Source organism: Acinetobacter sp. YH12063, assembly GCF_013419715.1.
Taxonomy (GTDB): domain Bacteria; phylum Pseudomonadota; class Gammaproteobacteria; order Pseudomonadales; family Moraxellaceae; genus Acinetobacter; species Acinetobacter amyesii.
In genome coordinates this window covers 405,378-420,973 of record NZ_VOZO01000001.1, presented here as the reverse complement: position 1 = coordinate 420,973, position 15,596 = coordinate 405,378, and the positions used below count along the sequence as shown (strand labels likewise).

Here is a 15,596-nt window from a genome sequence, read left to right as displayed (position 1 = left end):
GTAGTCGGAGCGGTTATTCTATCAAAAATATGTAAGTTTTTTCGCAGGTTTTCTATGTCGGTTTATACCACTTTGACTTTAAAGGAAGTTCAGGATTTTGCAGCACCTTATGGACTGGAGGTGATTGACCTGATTCCGATTCAAGGCGGTATTCAAAATACCAACTATTTTATTGTTTGCGAAAATGGCACGCAGTATGTATTAACTGTTTTTGAAGAGATGGACGAGCAAGGTGCAGGGGAACTGGTCCCTGTACTTGAACATTTGGGGCAGGCTGGTCTAGCTGTGCCTGTACCGCTGAATCATTCGGGTAAAGCGATTCATAGCTTAAAGGATAAACCTGCACAGATTGCGCCACGCATGCAAGGTCAACATCCCATGCCTGCGAGCTTAGCGCAAGCAGAAGCGATTGCTGTAGCCCAAGCGAAAATGCATGTGGCTCTACAAGACTTCCCTTTGGAACGTGCAGAATATCGTGATCATGCTTATTGGTTACAAGTTTCGCGCGATATTCGTCCAACATTAAATGAAGCAGATACCACGTTGCTCAACAATCTGTTGGGCTTATATGACATCTTAACGGCGATGTATCCAGACCGTCCTGCCGGTTTTATTCATTCTGATCTGTTCCGTGACAATACTCTATTTGAAGGCGATCAACTCAACGGTATTTTAGACTTTTATGAGTTAAATAAAGACGAACTCTTGTTTGATATTGCTATTACTTTAAATGACTTCTGTACTGAATATCCGGATGTGCATTTGAATGAAGACAAAGCCATTGCCTTTTTAAATGCATATGAAAGCGTGCGCCCATTAACCGCAGATGAAAAATCATGTCTAGAGTTATATTTGGCAATGGCGGCGGGTCGTTTCTGGATGATGCGTTTACAGGTGGCACAGAAAAATGCTGCAGAAGGCCGTACAGGGGATGATATTTTGCAGAAAAACCCTGCTGAAATGCGTAATATGCTGATTGAACGATTAAAATTCGTCACAGCATAAATTTTAAAAACAACGAGAGGGAAAAGCATGCGTGATCAAGGACGCTTAGTAGAATGGTTTGATGACAAGGGCTACGGCTTCATTCAACCGAACGATAGCACCAAAGATCGCGTATTTTTGCACATTAAAGACTTTTCCCGTCCCGGCCCACGACCAATCGTGGGCTGCGCGTTGGATTATGCTGTGATCTTAGATGAACGCGGACGCTTTCGTGCGCAGCAAGTGCATTATTTAAAAGCCTCACAAACCAAAGCTGCACAACGACCCAATAAAAAAAATGTGGTGCAGATGCCGCGTCAGGCAGAGCCGATGCAAATCTTGTGCATCATGTATATCCTCGCCTTGGCGGGTTTGTCTGTGGCGGGTTTACTCAGTGGCATGGTGCTGCTTTTTGTGAGTATTATCAATGTCCTGACCTATTGGTTCTATGCGCAAGATAAAGAAGCTGCGCAAATGGGGAACCGACGCGTGCCAGAAAATACACTGCATCTTTTGTCTTTTTTAGGTGGGTGGCCGGCGGCATGGCTAGCTCAGCAACGTTTGCGGCATAAAACACAAAAACAACCGTTTCGAAAAATATATTTCTGTACCATAGCCTTTAACATATTACTGATTTTATGGCTAATTTCACCATTTAATATCCTGCATATCTAGGGTGGAATGATCCGAAAAATCATCATGACGGAGAGCGAAATGAATTATTCCATTGATAAAGATCCAAACCGCCTGCTCACGATTATTTTGTATATTCTTTATATTGTGGCGATTTTTTCTGCCGGCTTGCTTGCGATTCTCGCGCTGATTATCAATTACGTCAAACGCAGTGATGTCCGCGGTACGATTTTTGAAAGCCATTTCACTTGGCAGATCCGTACGTTTTGGTGGTATCTCATTTGGAACATCATTGCTTTCGTGCCTTTTATTTTTCTGTTCTTTACCGGCAATAATGCCAATGCCTTTGCGGGTGTGGCACTGGGAGCGAGTACCTTCTGTGTCACGGTGATCGGACTGTCTTGGTTATGGATTGTGTACCGCGCGATTAAAGGTTTAATTCGTGTCAATGACAATAGACCGATGTATGAGTAATGCGAGTTTAAAGATTTTTAGCATAAAAAATCTTGGCATCAAAAAAGCGACCTTATGGGTCGCTTTTTGTTATGGGAAAGGATGCTGAAATTAGCGTTTCTTTAACCGTTTCGGCCGCCATTCACTCACAATCACACCAAGCACTACACACAGTCCGCCAATGAGAGCGAGCGGTGTTAAGCGTTCACCTGCAAGCCGCCCAATGATCGCGGCCCAAACCGGTTCACCTGCATAGATGATTGCTGCCTGTGCAGGGTCAACCATGCGCTGCGCCCAGTTCATCACCAGTTGAATGACGGCGCTAGCTAGCCCCAATCCGCAGAGTACAGCGATTAATGGCCATTCAAATTTTGGCAAAGTGGTTTCACCCACCAGTGGCGCAAAGCAAAAACAGAATAGAGAGGCAAATGCCAACTGTAGAACCGTCACTCTGCGCAGATTGACGCGGGGTGCAAAATAACTGATCAAGATAATTTCAAAGGCAATGGCAATCGACCCGAACAGCGTAATGATTTGTCCAAAATTGAGCTGAATAGCGCCAAAACCATTACCAGTTAAAAAGACCAAACCGACAAAAGCCAAACTTACTCCCAGCCATGTCATCAGATGTGGTTTATGCCGAAAACAGAGCCACATAAAAATCGGAACCAGCGGGACATACAGCGCGGTTAAAAAAGCCGATTCGCTGCTGCTGATACTTTGTAAGCCGACCGTTTGTGTCGCATAGCCAATCGCAATCACAGCGCCAATACTTGCGCCCGCAATGACATCGTATTGAGAAAAATGTCTAAGATATTTGAGCGATAACAGACTCACAGCCAGTGCAGCTGCGGCAAAACGTAGACCGACAAACAGCACGGGACTGCTGAAATTTAAACCGTATTGCACGGTGATAAAACTGGCACCCCAAATCATGGTAATCAGGATGAGTGCGAGCTGCGGGAACTTGGCTTTCCAAGCAGATTGGACGGTTGACATGTGTATTTGATTGTTTGAAGAGGAGAAATAAAAAAAGAGGCCCGAAGACCTCTTTTCTGCTCGGGAAAATTACAAGCTTTGTTGATCAAGCAGTAATTGAGCTTCACGAAGGTTCAATGTGCCTTCATAAATTGCACGACCGGTAATCGCACCTAAAATACCCGGTTGGCCTTTTAAGTTACGCACGTCGTCAAGGTTGGTCACGCCACCCGATGCAATAACAGGTAAGCCTGAATACGTTGCAAGGTTAACGGTTTGTTCAACGTTCACACCTTGCATCATGCCATCACGTGCGATGTCGGTGTAGACAATGCTTGATACGCCAGCATCTGCAAAGCGTTTTGCCAAATCAGTAGCTTTCACGTCTGTGACATTTGCCCAACCATCTGTTGCCACCATGCCGTTCATGGCATCGATACCAACAATGATATGGCCTGCAAATTTTTTGCACGCTTCTTCAACAAATTCAGGCTCTTTTACCGCTTTTGTACCAATGATGACAAACGATACGCCTGCATCAAGGTAGTGTTCAATGGTTTCAAGAGAGCGGATACCACCACCAATTTGAATTGGCAATTCAGGCTGTGCTTTAGCAATCGCTTCAACCACAGGCTTATGAATCGGTGTACCAGCGAAAGCACCGTTTAAATCTACCAAATGTAAGCGACGCGCGCCTTCATTTACCCAATGCTGTGCAGTTGCCACTGGATCGTCAGAAAATACGGTATCGTCTTCCATACGACCTTGTTTTAAACGGACACATTTGCCATCTTTCAGGTCAATTGCAGGGATGATCAGCATGCTTTCGCTCCTTGCTCAATCAAATTAAGAATGAATTTGTGCCTAATCTTATCAAATAAACGGCTATTCACTAAATGCTAATATCAGAATTGATGAATTAAAAAAGCCTGACATAGGTCAGGCTAGTGCGAATAAAGGATTGGATTTTATTCTTGATCTATAAAAATGCGCTGTGTATTCGCGTTTTGAGTCATTAAATATAAGCGGTTGTTTGTAATAAATCGCTGTTTACGGACTGAAGTAAGCTACCGACATCGTACAAGCCATGATTGAGGACTGTGGTACTTTCACCGACCACTTGAACAAGATCACCGACCACAGGAAGTTCAGTGGCAATCGATGTAATCGGTGCAATGTCATCCAGTAAGGCATCTAAAGTGCCTGAAACATCTTGCACGACACCACCTACACTTGTTAAAGGAGCATTCAGGACAGCTGTTAATAATTCGGTAGGATCAATACTGGCTACATAGCCGCCCGTTTCAGCCAACAAGCCTGTTAAATTGCCTGTAGTTTCGCCTACTGCATCCAATAGACCGCCCAGCAATGGCAGGTCAGAAAGTGCGTCTGTGATTGGTGCAGCCCCCCACTGAGATGATCAACCAAACCTGCAACTTCAGTCACAGTTTGACCGACCACACCAGTTATGCCATTGAGAGCGGTCTGTACACCGCCGAGAAGATCACCTGTCGCTAGTTGATCGGCTACCGCATGTAAGCCATCGCCTAAAGTGCCGATCAACTGATTTTCAACTGCCAGTACTTTTTCGATGGTCCCCCCCAATGAGTGGAAGCTCAGTCAGTGCATCCGTTAAGGGGGCTGTTAAGCTACTCACGGTCTCTAAAACGCTGTCTACAGTATCCAAAACAGTATTTAAAACCAGTCCAACCGCTTTACTGATCCCTTGTAAAGTCAGGCTGAGTACACCGCTGATTTTTCCTGTAAATAAGTTCAACATGTCAGGTTCTCTAAGCTTTTAAATTATGATGTGTTATGTATTTTGCAGACTTGTTTTAGCAAAAGGAGATTGATGAAAACAAATTATGAAAGTATAGAAAGAATGAGATAAATCATGTAATTCTGCTAGAAAACCAAGAGAGATCAAAACCTTAGTTGAATAAAAATACAAATGTATATTAATGTAATTAAAATGAGTTAAATCAAAGATATAAATGTACTTAAAAGGTGCAATTTTATTGTTTTTAGGCTGTGCTGTGACTATTTTTAAAGCAATAACGTACTGTTCAAATCTTTAGCGCAAATAAACTGCAAATTCATTGGCACTCTTCAGCCGATCTTTGCACTTGGTCATGCCATAGATTGGGGCAATATCCAGTTACAGAGTGGTTACATCGCTGAATATAAATTAAATCATTAAAATAATTAAGGGTTTATAATTTCATGTGCGGACGAATTCTTAGTTTGAGGGAGGTATTGGGAATGGTTTTAGGTAATAAGCCACGTTGTAATAATTCTTCAAAGACCAAAACAGGGGCATAAGCATCGGCAGCGGCATAACGAATTTGTTCTGGATTTAAGCGCTTTTTGGCCCAATTCGAGGTGCTGACCGATTTAGATTTTGGAAAATTTACAAAAAAAAGCAGTGCCATGGCATTTTTTAAACCGACGGGTTGGGTTAAGCCAAAAGAAGCAAAGCACTTGGAGAGTTCCAAGACACTATTCAGTTCGATGCCTTTTTTACGAAATAAATGCGCATCATTTTTTAAGCCAAAACCTACTTTAATTTGATCCCGATTACTCAAGATTGGTCTTAAAAAATCCCAAGTGCATTCGTTCATTTGAAACAACCACGCCTGTTGCGCCGTCGCAAGTTGGATTAAATGTGGACCGGTAGAGACCTCACCTTTACGAAAAGTCGGCTTAGATTCAGAGTCGAAACCGAATAAGGCAGTCGTCTGCAATTCATCGGCCCAGTGTTGGCATTGTTCTGCATTGTGAATGACATGGATCTGCTCTGGCACTAAATTTTGGAACAATGGAAAATCTTTAATCTGTTCTTTTGTTGGCAAAATAGGTGTCAGTAGAGCATCAGTCATTGTGATTCAATTCAAAGGCTTGTTGTTGCAGCCTAGAGCGTTTAGGTCGGAAATGCAAATACCGAGATGTGGCGTTGAGCATGAGCGATTGACTCATCGGCCTGTCATAGCGCGTTGCTATGACAGTGACGAGGGTACTTAAACACAGTGACCAAGAGACTTAAAGTCAGTGACGACTTAAAATAGAAAACGCGCAGTAAATAATACATTTACCAAGATCAGTAAGAATAAACCGATAAAGAGAAAGGCGAGAACCACCTCCCATGTTTTGGATGCACGTGGCTCACCATATTGATTGGCATTTGCAGACCCGGGGATGAGCATCAGCGCAATGCACATGACGATATTGAGCAACGGAATCAGCTCTAAGAGTGCAAACCAGCCTGAGAGATTAAAGTCATGCAAACGACGCACTGAAAAAATCATCAAAGGGATCAGCATTAAAACATTTAGGATAAATCCAATCACTTGCGTCATTGGATTTTCAGCGTGAGCTATTAGGGCATTGAGGGTATTGGGCATCATGCTGACGATCAGTAGCATCAATATGCTCAGCATGAGGCCATAAAAGACATTCCAACCGATAAAAGACATGCGATTAAAACGACCGTCACGGTTCCAACCAGAGTTTATATTGGGTGAATTATTCATATTAAATGATCTTAAATTATCGTAAAAAGTATTGTTATCATTCATTTTTAACCGCAAAAATTGAGCTAAAAACGACATAAAAATGTGAAAAAGTACAGGATTTGATCCTGAACATAAAAAGCGCGTTGATTATAAAGGTAAAGTACAAAAAAAGCCCACTTGTGTGAGCTTGTTTGAATAGGTGTATTGCTGTTTAGAGCGATCTAGGCGGCATCTAATGATTTATCATTATTGTTGTTGAATCGTGGCTTGTTGAGAGCGGATCACTTAGTTTTGGTAAGACGGAATCATGATCGCAGCAAGTATCCCGACTATAAACACCACGATATACAAAACAGCCAGCACTGTTTCCCAGCCTTTGGTCGGGCGTGGTTGTCCAAAGCTATTACTACCGCTATTACCCGGTGCAAATAACACATAGAGCGCAAACAATATATTCACTACAGGAACTAAGATCAGCAGTGCAAGCCATCCTGAATGGTCTCGATCATGTAAACGACGGATTAAGAAAATGACGCTGTAATAAATGACGATGGCATACATGATAAAGAAAATAATCATGAGTGGCGTTGACATAGCACCCTCAGTCAGCGCATTTTGCGCACCGGGTATGAGCAGGCCGACCACAACAGCAATTAGCGTAAAAATAATGCCGAGAAGTAGATTCCATGCAAGATATGCGCGACGGCTAAAGCGACCACTGGCTTGGGTCGGTGAGTCAGATGTGAAGGTATTCATTATTATTCCTAGGCGTTGGTATTTTTATAAGTAGGCAAATTCTAAAATGAATATGTAGAAAATAAAAGGATGAAAAATAAACTGTACAAAAAAGCCCACAAGGAGCGGGCTTTTTTGCGGTGAAGGAATTTTAAATATCCCATTCCACAAAGTTTTTCAGCAATTGCAGACCGGCTGTATGACTTTTTTCTGGGTGAAATTGTGTCGCAAACAAGTTTTCCTTGTGAATTGCGGTACAAAATTCCAAACCATAGTCACAGGTAGCAGCGACAATGCTTGAATCTTGCGGCTCTACATAGAAGCTATGTACGAAATAGAAACGTGCATCTTGCTCAATGTTTTTCCACATCGGATGGCTAGGGTCTGCCTGATGCACTTGGTTCCAGCCCATGTGCGGCACTTTTAATCCCTCTACGTCAGGAAAGCGTTTAACCGAACCTTCAAAAATACCCAATGCATCTGCACCGCCATTTTCTTCGGAATGCTGCATTAAAGCTTGCATGCCGACACAGATCGCAAGCACAGGTTTATTAAATGCCGCTTTACGGACCACATCATCAATGCCTGCATCATGCATGCCTTGCATACAGTCACGCATTGCTCCCACACCGGGGAACACAATTTTATCTGCTTGTGCAATCAGCTTAGGATCATTGGTGACATCAACAGTTGCACCCACGTGTTCGAGGGCTTTTGCTGCTGAGTGAAGATTTCCCATGCCATAGTCAAGAAGGGCAATACGGGTCATTACAATGTTCCTTTGGTAGACGCAACAGTATTTTCGGCACGCGGGTCAACTTCACACGCCATACGTAATGCACGGGCAAAGGCTTTAAATACGCTTTCAATTTGGTGGTGGCTGTTTTTACCTTTTAGGTTGTCGATGTGCAGCGTCATTAACGCATGGTTCACAAAACCTTGGAAAAATTCAGAGAAAAGATCCACATCAAAAGTCCCGATGCGCGCGCGAGTGAATGGAATATCCATCCAAAGACCCGGACGGCCAGATAAATCCACCACAACACGACTCAGTGATTCATCGAGCGGCGCATAGAAGTGACCGTAGCGACGTAAGCCTTTTTTATTGCCCAGTGCTTGAGCAAAGGCTTGGCCCAGTGTAATCCCACAGTCTTCTACGGTATGATGATCGTCAATTTCAAGATCGCCATCACAATGAATATCAATATCAAACAGACCATGTCGCTTGATTTGATCAATCATATGATCTAAAAATGGAACACCAGTGTTTAAAGTGCCTTGACCAGTACCATCAAGATTCACACGAACTCGAATTTTGGTTTCGTTGGTGTTTCTTACCACTTCACTGATACGATCTGTCATAGACACGTTCCTCAAATACGTCAAAATGATTGATGTAAAAATATTTTCGCTGTGACGAAAAGTCACCGCATATTAGATTGCTCAGGAGGGTTTATCAATGCCTATTACCGTACATGCCTATACTTCTTTAGAAAATGATGAAGTGCGCAGCCAGCTTGAGCGACTGTATGACACCAGCCCTGAGTTTAGCGACGGTTCCGATGCGATTGAACAACTTGAGCAGAACTTAGCTCAGTATACCTTAGTTTATACTGCAGAATTTAATACAAAATTGATTGGTGCGATTTGGTGTACAGGCCAAGGTGAAAGCAAAACCCTTGAATATATTGTGGTACACCCTGCAAATCGTGGGCGTGGTGTTGCAGAGCGCTTGGTCAGTGAGGCCACCCGTATGGAAGAAGAAAAAGGGGTGAAAACTTTTGAACCAGGTTGTGGCGCGATCCACCGCTGTTTGGCACACATTGGAAAAATTACTGCGGCTGAATAACCTGCCCTCCAATAATAAAGCAGCCATTGAGCTGCTTTTTTGTTGGATAAATACAGTTTCGTCACTGTAATTTCAGCTGTGGAAATTTGAAATCACTCAAAAAATAAGCAAATAGTGTGAAATATTGATTTAAAAATAAACATTTGCACAAAAAAGCGCAACGGATGCTTGACGCCATGAGACTGAAATTGTTTAATACGCCCCATCGGCGTGATAGCTCAGTAGGTAGAGCAACGGATTGAAAATCCGTGTGTCCCCAGTTCGATCCTGGGTCTCGCCACCATATTCAAAACTGATTTTTCAGTTTATCAATCCCTGATCCCATCAGGGATTTTTTTTGCCTAAAAAATATGCATACGAAAAATATTTTTATAAATATGATTGACTAATTAACTGAGATGCGGCTTAATACACCGCATCGGCGTGATAGCTCAGTAGGTAGAGCAACGGATTGAAAATCCGTGTGTCCCCAGTTCGATCCTGGGTCTCGCCACCATATTCGAAAAAACCTCAAACCATTGTTTGAGGTTTTTTTTCGTCTGCTGTTTTTCAGGTGTTGATATTTCGCACAGTTTAACTGCTACAATCCATGCCAGATGATGAGCCCAATGGCTATAAGAAAATTATTAAAAAATAAGGGTTAAGGTTGTGAAGAAAATATTATTTCCTGTTTTGATCGGTATGAGTGTCTTGCTGAGCGCATGTGGTGGCGGGGGCGGCAGTAATGTCGATTCTTCCTATTCTAAAACCATTATTCAAAATGGTGTGACCTATGAATGTAAAAGTGAAAATGCAGCAGCGCTTTGTGATAATGGCAATTGTTCTTCTTGTGAATCATCGCTCGATAAAATAATCACAGCATCATGCAGCACCAGTATTTCCGCAGGGCAAACAATTTTTGCCGTGACCAAAACGGGCTGTGTATCCAATATGAAATCGGGCAGCAGAATAACTGCAGCATGTGATAATGGTCTGCTTAAATTAAAAGTTGGATCTAACTTTAGCTTAAATCAGGTGATTAACACGGGTACGACGATGAGCTCTGGTGAATATATTGTCGGCACAGAAGTGCTCCGCTGTAGGCTTTAATCAAATGAACATAGATTCGTGGAGTGACAGTTGAAGCGACTTCAATATGCGGCGATTGGACTGCTCTGTTTTGCACTGGGCTATATTGCGGCATCGTGGAATGACCAACCAAGCTTGACGTCGCCGCCACCTGAGCACTCGCTTGTAACTTTGGCGACGAGTAATCCTGTGGCACGCTTGGCTTTAGATCAAGATGCCTCGGATCAACCTCATTCTAAAGATATACAGCAACAACTCAAAAGCCAACATCGTCAGCTAAAGAGCATTATTCAGCAGACTTCAGATCAACAATTGGGGCAATATTTACAGCAGGCATTTCCCAATTACAGTTTTGCAGGGATTCAAAATAAGCAGCAGTTTGCGCAGCAGATGTTAGACGAATTTCTACAAGCCAAAAATGATCCGCAGCAGCGATTGGCAGGGCAAGCGTATGTGACTGATCAATCACAGACAGATGTAGATCAAGTTTTACCTCGTGAAATCTATGTCACACAGCCGTTGTATGCACATTTTGATACCATGGGTAAAGTTCCAAACAATACGCAAGTTATGGTGCGTTGGACGCATCGTGATAGCGGTGAAGTGCTGCTCTTTACGCCACGCAAAGTCAGTGAGCAACAGCAACAAAACTGGGTGAGTTTCTATCCTATGACTGGATGGAAAACTGGTCATTATGATGTGAAATATTATCAAATGAATGATCAATTAAGCCCGATTGCGCAGACCAGTTTTTATATACAGCATGTGATTGAGTAAATATTTGAAGCTCAAATTTTATCGCTGAAGCTATGACTTAAGTGCTAGTTTCCGACCCTAAAAATTCGATTAAAGTGATAAAAAAACAACCAATGAATCCCCGCAATGAAAGATCTTTTCTCTACAGGGAGTGCGCTGTATCAACAAGCACGTCCAAGTTATTCTGCTGAAGTCGTTGATAGCATTTTGCAGCATGTTGCCGTGCGTGAATTGGCATGGGACTGTGGTGCAGGTTCAGGTCAATTTACCAAAGGTTTGGCGCCCTATTTTCAACAGATTTTAGCGACAGATCTGAGTGCAGAGCAATTGGCACAAGCACCCAATTTAGACAATGTGCGTTATGAGCAAGCCAGCGCCGAACATTGTCCGCTTGCAGACCATTCAGCGGATTTAATTACAGTCGCGCAAGCGATTCATTGGTTTGATTTTACTGCCTTTTATGCAGAAGTACGACGCGTATTAAAACCTCAAGGTCACATCGCCATTGTGGGCTATGGTCTAATTCAATTTGAACACGCGGAATTAAGCCAACTCTTACAGGATCTGTATTTTGTCACGTTAAAAGGCTATTGGGATGCTGAACGTCGTTACATCGACGAAGAATATCGTAGTATTCCGTTTCCATTTCAGGAGTTAGCAGTCCCTCAGCTGTTTTTAAATTACAGGTGGAGTGCACAGCAAATTTTGGACTATTTGCAAACGTGGTCTGGGCTTAAACACTATCAACAGCGGCATCCGACACTTCAGCCGTGTGCAGCTTTGCAGGATTTCTTTAGCCGACATCCGCAGCAAGAGTTTGCTTTGTCATTTCCTGTACTATTAAGAATTGGAACAGTATAAAAGAGAAAAAGCAGCGGCAATCCAGATAGGTAAAGGACGATATCTCAAGTCTAGAATGAGCAAAGTGAGGTTTAAATAAGCTGTGCTCTCCTGCCGTTTGTCGGGGTTAAATCTGGTAAATTGATTAATTGTTGTACAATAATAGCAGTGTAAATTTTTTCAATTTTCTATTTTTAAATCTCTCGGAATGAACATGATGAATCTCCCTAAATCTGTTTCCGTTTTGGTTTTTGTTAGTGCAGCAATGACGGCTATGAATGCTTTGGCTGCGGAAAAAGCCACTACAAAAGCTGATGAAACCGAACAACAAGCTATTCAGATGCCTGCTTTAACCATTATGGCAGAGCGTGAAATGCGTGCAGAGACGGGCATTGTTGAGTATCAAGAGCAGGTGGATCGCCGTAAAGCCTTACAGCAACGGGTGATGCAACTTGAGCGTGATACTCAAAACAAAGGTGTCGATGCAACAATCGTGTCAAATATTGATATCTTACCTGCCACAGCAGTGCCAGATATGTCGAATTTATCGCCTTTGATGCAACAGCATGTTTTAAATATTGCCGCAGGTTTGCAGTCTTCTGACCCACGCAATGGTTTATATATTATGTTGCAACCCTTTGGGATTGACCGTAATGCGACCAATGTGCAAATCAGTCGTGAGCAAATCAATCTCGGAAACATCGACCGTCAGTTAAATACCAATCCGATCAAGACCCCATAATCGAATACACCTCTACAGCAAATTGAATGCGAAAATTCATGCTTTATCCATGAATTTTCGTTTTGATGGCATGCGTAATTTAGGTCTTTCTACATTGATGAAGTTAAATAGCATCGCTAAAAAACATGGCTATTTTATCGTCAATCTTCAAACTTTTGGTTAAACTGAATAAAAGGGCATTCGGAGCTCATTATGCCGCGTATCTTTGTTGTCTTGGCCAGTGCTACGGTATTGGTGTTTGGATGGATGTTTTATCAATATTCAGTACAGCAAAAAGAAGCTGTGCAACTCTCGACCTATGAAACGGTTTTGCGTGAAAAAACCGAGCAAATTTTTCAGCAAGCTCAGCACTGGGAAGAGCCGATACAACTCAATGTGACAGATGCACGGCTAACGGGGGATTATAAAATCATGTCGGATTTTATTTTGAGCCAAATGCTGCAGCGTGCAGAAGCGCGGAATCAATATATTCGTGATCTTAAAGCACTGAATTGGGATAAATTTCTCGATATCGATCGCTTATTAAAAGATAAAAAAAACCAATATCAAGAGACTGAGCAAATGCTGCAGCAGGTGCATGCAGTGGTCGATGCTTATGAACAAAAAACCACACAGCAAGAGGAAAATGGTTTAGCGCAGGCCAAACAGTTGGCGGTCAAACAGGTGTTTCGTCAGCAAATTGCGCAGAGTTTAAGAGACAGTCGTGATAGTGATGAGTCGCATGCTTTATTTGAGTTAGAAAAGCAAAGCTTGGCGAAGGCTGATGAGCTCTTTGCTGTGCTGAAAGCCAATAAATGGGAAAAGAAAAATAAATTATTTATGTTCTATGAAGATGCGCCTTTAAAGCAGTTTAATCAGCTTTATACAGAGATGTTAGCGCTCAATGCACAAATGGATGAGATCCGCCAAAAGAACCGTTCAGAGTTGAAACAAAAGCTTTAACTGACTGTCATCTCTCTTTCAAAATTGCGCGATAAAGTGGCTTATAGCAAGGTTTTACATCATATAGAGGTCCATGCTCATGCGAGCTATTCAGATTTTTGATGATATTCAGCAGGTCTATATCGACTTTATCGCGAACCGCCAATATCCACGTTTGGAAAGTTTAAACAATTGGGGCAAGAACCGTTTTTTCTTCAGTCAGTATTTTCGCATGATTGAAGATTGGCATCTGACTGAACAGATTGTGATTGAATTTAATCAACAATTTTATAGTTTGGATACAGGGACGGCGCCTGACTTTATGGATCAAGATAAATACATGGCTTGGTTGATGGAACAATTACAAATATTAAAATAAGTCCTTTTCATTCAAATTATTCAGCACAACTTCGAGACATGTTATGCAAGTGAAAGCCATCCTTTAGCGGATGGCTTTTTTGTTGTTATCGAGCATCATTTTGGGAACTGAGTTCCGAACTAGCACGAATGGCGCAAAAAACATTGGCTTTAAAACAGTCTTTGATTGTTTAAATTGCAAATTTAATACAACTATCAACCAATAGTGTGACTTAAATCACTTAAAATACGCCGAAAATTTAAACATAACTTTTTAGCCAGCAGCCCATAACTCATAAGAAGCTGAGCTGTATTGAACTTGCAAAAATTCTAACCTTAGACCGATTGGCTTTGAATGAAAGGTTTATCGCCATTTTTAGAGACGATTTTTTTAGCGTATGAAAAAATTAATACTGCTATGGCTTGCCATATGTGCGGTTTCATTGGTGTCGATAGGCTATACCTATGAATTATTCATTAGCCCTGTTTGGGTGGTAAATGCATTCGCTGCCTATGGCATGGTTTTAATGCGAAAGCATTTAAGTCACGATTTACTGATCGTGCTTTATGCTTTTAGTGCGATCTTTGTGGCTTCGCTGATGGTCGATCCTGCCAAAATCTTAGAAGATAAATTTCTCCTGTGTGCGATTTCGGCATTTCAGATTTGGGTATTTATTAAAGCCTATTTAGCGCTGAGCCATTTAAAAAAACGCCGCTTTAAGCGAACCCTAATGTTAGCTGTTCCGAGTATCGTGAGTGCTTTTGCAGGCAGTCTCTTGTTTGTGGCGTGCTTTCAGATGGACAACCAATACTTTGCCTTTGTTGATTATTTTCTAGAGCAATTTGCAACAAGTTTGGCTGTGGTGTGTTTACTGTTTGGTGTTCAGCGCTGGATGAATGTGCCGTGGGTGGATTATGGCTATCTGATCGTGGCACTGGCCGTCCAATATGTGATCTCAAATGATCAGATCTTCTATGCTTGCATGGTCTTGCCTTTATTGATGTGTTACTACGCGATCAAATATGACTTCAAAACCTTTTGCTGGCTGATTGGCTTAATGACGCTGATCTGTGGCTGGTATGGTGCCATGCCATTGGCTGGGGAATATTGGTCGGATGCACAGGTACATATGCTCTCGCGGATCAGTTCTTATCGTTTGGCATTGGGTATTTATTTGATCATTTTTCTGTTTATTTGTGAGCTGTATGCACGAAATAAACGTCTATATTTGGCTTTGCAACGTGTAAGTTTTTGCGATGAGTTGACGGGACTGAAAAATCGCCATGCCTTTAAAGAACAAATATTTATAGAGGGTGCGGTTGATAAAGGCTGTGTCATTTTGCTCGATGTCGATAATTTTAAAAAAATTAATGACCAATATGGACACCAAATGGGGGACAGTGTTTTGGTGCATTTGGCAAAAATCTTAAAAAATTGTAGTCCACGCGCGAGTTTTATTAGTCGTTGGGGCGGTGAAGAATTTTTAATTTTGCTCGAAGGTGCCGATTTGGAGCAGGGTAAAATGTTGTGTGAAACAATTTTGGAACGCTGCGAACATGTGCCGTTTCGAAAAGATCAATTAAGGCTAGATGTCAGCTTTAGTATGGGCTTGGCCGAGTTTCAACAGTTGAGTTTGTCCAATTACTCCACGACTTTACAACATGTCGATGCCTGCCTATATCAGGCGAAATCACAAGGGAAAAATCAGTTTGTTTATCAAAAGATTATTCCGTTGTCAGAAAGCAGTATTGCAGTCTAAATGGGCAA

At 42.1% G+C, this 15,596-nt stretch carries 21 protein-coding genes and 2 tRNA genes; 13 read left to right on the top strand and 10 right to left on the bottom strand.

Annotated features, from left to right (window positions below; translation table 11 throughout):
- Positions 1 to 54 precede the first annotated feature (54 nt).
- Genes FTU12_RS01990 through FTU12_RS01980 form a run of 3 tightly spaced genes read left to right on the top strand, consistent with a single transcriptional unit; the run spans position 55 to position 2,091 of the window.
- Entirely contained in the window at positions 55 to 1,005 is a 951-nt protein-coding gene (locus FTU12_RS01990; RefSeq protein ID WP_180002790.1) for a homoserine kinase, read from the top strand.
- Positions 1,006 to 1,032: 27 nt separating this feature from the next.
- Positions 1,033 to 1,659: a DUF1294 domain-containing protein gene (locus tag FTU12_RS01985; protein ID WP_078190496.1), complete on the top strand. Its 627-nt coding sequence runs from the start codon at positions 1,033 to 1,035 to the stop codon at positions 1,657 to 1,659.
- Positions 1,660 to 1,698: 39 nt separating this feature from the next.
- Complete coding sequence (locus FTU12_RS01980) at positions 1,699 to 2,091, top strand: hypothetical protein (protein ID WP_180009261.1); 393 nt, start codon at positions 1,699 to 1,701, stop codon at positions 2,089 to 2,091.
- Positions 2,092 to 2,181: 90 nt separating this feature from the next.
- Here the strand turns inward: FTU12_RS01980 and FTU12_RS01975 are convergent, their stop codons facing one another.
- The 10 genes from FTU12_RS01975 to hisB form a co-directional block, all read right to left on the bottom strand.
- The gene (locus tag FTU12_RS01975; RefSeq protein ID WP_180054215.1) at positions 2,182 to 3,069 is read right to left on the bottom strand and encodes a DMT family transporter; all 888 of its coding nucleotides are present in this window, start codon (positions 3,067 to 3,069) and stop codon (positions 2,182 to 2,184) included.
- Between the two features lie 69 nt (positions 3,070 to 3,138).
- Positions 3,139 to 3,870: a 1-(5-phosphoribosyl)-5-[(5-phosphoribosylamino)methylideneamino]imidazole-4-carboxamide isomerase gene (hisA, locus tag FTU12_RS01970; protein ID WP_078190493.1), complete on the bottom strand. Its 732-nt coding sequence runs from the start codon at positions 3,868 to 3,870 to the stop codon at positions 3,139 to 3,141.
- 193 nt (positions 3,871 to 4,063) lie between these two features.
- Positions 4,064 to 4,417 (bottom strand): hypothetical protein, encoded by a 354-nt coding sequence (locus tag FTU12_RS16395; protein WP_257223151.1) that lies wholly within the window; start codon positions 4,415 to 4,417, stop codon positions 4,064 to 4,066.
- A complete protein-coding gene (locus FTU12_RS16390; protein WP_257224198.1) occupies positions 4,390 to 4,653 on the bottom strand; it encodes a hypothetical protein in 264 nt (87 codons plus the stop codon). Before FTU12_RS16390 ends, FTU12_RS16395 begins: the two co-directional genes overlap by 28 nt.
- On the bottom strand, positions 4,619 to 4,828 hold the full coding sequence (locus FTU12_RS16385; protein ID WP_257223153.1) for a hypothetical protein: 210 nt from the start codon (positions 4,826 to 4,828) through the stop codon (positions 4,619 to 4,621). Before FTU12_RS16385 ends, FTU12_RS16390 begins: the two co-directional genes overlap by 35 nt.
- Before the next feature lie 433 nt (positions 4,829 to 5,261).
- Positions 5,262 to 5,927 (bottom strand): 3'-5' exonuclease, encoded by a 666-nt coding sequence (locus FTU12_RS01960; RefSeq protein WP_180113636.1) that lies wholly within the window; start codon positions 5,925 to 5,927, stop codon positions 5,262 to 5,264.
- A gap of 177 nt (positions 5,928 to 6,104) precedes the next feature.
- Complete coding sequence (locus tag FTU12_RS01955) at positions 6,105 to 6,578, bottom strand: DUF805 domain-containing protein (RefSeq protein ID WP_180009274.1); 474 nt, start codon at positions 6,576 to 6,578, stop codon at positions 6,105 to 6,107.
- Positions 6,579 to 6,845: 267 nt separating this feature from the next.
- Positions 6,846 to 7,316 carry a DUF805 domain-containing protein gene (locus FTU12_RS01950; protein WP_168378999.1) on the bottom strand — a complete coding sequence of 157 codons (471 nt, stop codon included), beginning with the start codon at positions 7,314 to 7,316 and terminating at the stop codon, positions 6,846 to 6,848.
- Between the two features lie 130 nt (positions 7,317 to 7,446).
- The gene (hisH, locus tag FTU12_RS01945) at positions 7,447 to 8,064 is read right to left on the bottom strand and encodes an imidazole glycerol phosphate synthase subunit HisH (protein WP_180002797.1); all 618 of its coding nucleotides are present in this window, start codon (positions 8,062 to 8,064) and stop codon (positions 7,447 to 7,449) included.
- The gene (gene hisB, locus FTU12_RS01940; RefSeq protein ID WP_078190487.1) at positions 8,064 to 8,657 is read right to left on the bottom strand and encodes an imidazoleglycerol-phosphate dehydratase HisB; all 594 of its coding nucleotides are present in this window, start codon (positions 8,655 to 8,657) and stop codon (positions 8,064 to 8,066) included. The genes hisH and hisB overlap by 1 nt, the downstream gene beginning before the upstream one ends.
- Positions 8,658 to 8,754: 97 nt before the next feature.
- Here hisB and FTU12_RS01935 point away from each other — a divergent pair, with 97 nt between their 5' ends.
- From FTU12_RS01935 to FTU12_RS01890, 10 genes are all read left to right on the top strand, one after another.
- Complete coding sequence (locus tag FTU12_RS01935; protein ID WP_078190486.1) at positions 8,755 to 9,144, top strand: GNAT family N-acetyltransferase; 390 nt, start codon at positions 8,755 to 8,757, stop codon at positions 9,142 to 9,144.
- 207 nt (positions 9,145 to 9,351) lie between these two features.
- Positions 9,352 to 9,427 (top strand) — tRNA-Phe (locus tag FTU12_RS01930).
- A gap of 137 nt (positions 9,428 to 9,564) precedes the next feature.
- A tRNA-Phe gene (locus FTU12_RS01925) sits at positions 9,565 to 9,640 on the top strand.
- 152 nt (positions 9,641 to 9,792) lie between these two features.
- The gene (locus FTU12_RS01920) at positions 9,793 to 10,233 is read left to right on the top strand and encodes a hypothetical protein (RefSeq protein WP_257245672.1); all 441 of its coding nucleotides are present in this window, start codon (positions 9,793 to 9,795) and stop codon (positions 10,231 to 10,233) included.
- A gap of 30 nt (positions 10,234 to 10,263) precedes the next feature.
- A complete protein-coding gene (locus tag FTU12_RS01915) occupies positions 10,264 to 10,989 on the top strand; it encodes a hypothetical protein (RefSeq protein ID WP_180113635.1) in 726 nt (241 codons plus the stop codon).
- A 105-nt stretch (positions 10,990 to 11,094) separates the two neighbouring features.
- Positions 11,095 to 11,829, top strand: a complete 735-nt coding sequence (locus tag FTU12_RS01910; protein ID WP_180113634.1) for a class I SAM-dependent methyltransferase — start codon at positions 11,095 to 11,097, stop codon at positions 11,827 to 11,829.
- 193 nt (positions 11,830 to 12,022) lie between these two features.
- Entirely contained in the window at positions 12,023 to 12,550 is a 528-nt protein-coding gene (locus FTU12_RS01905) for a hypothetical protein (RefSeq protein ID WP_257227273.1), read from the top strand.
- A 192-nt stretch (positions 12,551 to 12,742) separates the two neighbouring features.
- Positions 12,743 to 13,492, top strand: a complete 750-nt coding sequence (locus FTU12_RS01900) for a hypothetical protein (RefSeq protein WP_111885958.1) — start codon at positions 12,743 to 12,745, stop codon at positions 13,490 to 13,492.
- A 79-nt stretch (positions 13,493 to 13,571) separates the two neighbouring features.
- A complete protein-coding gene (locus FTU12_RS01895; protein WP_078190480.1) occupies positions 13,572 to 13,850 on the top strand; it encodes a hypothetical protein in 279 nt (92 codons plus the stop codon).
- A gap of 376 nt (positions 13,851 to 14,226) precedes the next feature.
- Positions 14,227 to 15,588, top strand: a complete 1,362-nt coding sequence (locus FTU12_RS01890; protein WP_180022364.1) for a GGDEF domain-containing protein — start codon at positions 14,227 to 14,229, stop codon at positions 15,586 to 15,588.
- Positions 15,589 to 15,596: the final 8 nt, after the last annotated feature.

What these genes read in the sequence shown, in the direction of transcription:
- FTU12_RS01990 (WP_180002790.1), top strand. Translation starts at nt 55, where the DNA reads ATGTCGGTTTATACCACTTTGACTTTAAAGGAAGTTCAGGATTTTGCA.
- FTU12_RS01985 (WP_078190496.1), top strand. Translation starts at nt 1,033, where the DNA reads ATGCGTGATCAAGGACGCTTAGTAGAATGGTTTGATGACAAGGGCTAC.
- FTU12_RS01980 (WP_180009261.1), top strand. Translation starts at nt 1,699, where the DNA reads ATGAATTATTCCATTGATAAAGATCCAAACCGCCTGCTCACGATTATT.
- FTU12_RS01975 (WP_180054215.1), bottom strand. Translation starts at nt 3,069, where the DNA reads ATGTCAACCGTCCAATCTGCTTGGAAAGCCAAGTTCCCGCAGCTCGCA.
- hisA (WP_078190493.1), bottom strand. Translation starts at nt 3,870, where the DNA reads ATGCTGATCATCCCTGCAATTGACCTGAAAGATGGCAAATGTGTCCGT.
- FTU12_RS16385 (WP_257223153.1), bottom strand. Translation starts at nt 4,828, where the DNA reads ATGTTGAACTTATTTACAGGAAAAATCAGCGGTGTACTCAGCCTGACT.
- FTU12_RS01960 (WP_180113636.1), bottom strand. Translation starts at nt 5,927, where the DNA reads ATGACTGATGCTCTACTGACACCTATTTTGCCAACAAAAGAACAGATT.
- FTU12_RS01955 (WP_180009274.1), bottom strand. Translation starts at nt 6,578, where the DNA reads ATGAATAATTCACCCAATATAAACTCTGGTTGGAACCGTGACGGTCGT.
- FTU12_RS01950 (WP_168378999.1), bottom strand. Translation starts at nt 7,316, where the DNA reads ATGAATACCTTCACATCTGACTCACCGACCCAAGCCAGTGGTCGCTTT.
- hisH (WP_180002797.1), bottom strand. Translation starts at nt 8,064, where the DNA reads ATGACCCGTATTGCCCTTCTTGACTATGGCATGGGAAATCTTCACTCA.
- hisB (WP_078190487.1), bottom strand. Translation starts at nt 8,657, where the DNA reads ATGACAGATCGTATCAGTGAAGTGGTAAGAAACACCAACGAAACCAAA.
- FTU12_RS01935 (WP_078190486.1), top strand. Translation starts at nt 8,755, where the DNA reads ATGCCTATTACCGTACATGCCTATACTTCTTTAGAAAATGATGAAGTG.
- FTU12_RS01910 (WP_180113634.1), top strand. Translation starts at nt 11,095, where the DNA reads ATGAAAGATCTTTTCTCTACAGGGAGTGCGCTGTATCAACAAGCACGT.
- FTU12_RS01905 (WP_257227273.1), top strand. Translation starts at nt 12,023, where the DNA reads ATGATGAATCTCCCTAAATCTGTTTCCGTTTTGGTTTTTGTTAGTGCA.
- FTU12_RS01900 (WP_111885958.1), top strand. Translation starts at nt 12,743, where the DNA reads ATGCCGCGTATCTTTGTTGTCTTGGCCAGTGCTACGGTATTGGTGTTT.
- FTU12_RS01895 (WP_078190480.1), top strand. Translation starts at nt 13,572, where the DNA reads ATGCGAGCTATTCAGATTTTTGATGATATTCAGCAGGTCTATATCGAC.
- FTU12_RS01890 (WP_180022364.1), top strand. Translation starts at nt 14,227, where the DNA reads ATGAAAAAATTAATACTGCTATGGCTTGCCATATGTGCGGTTTCATTG.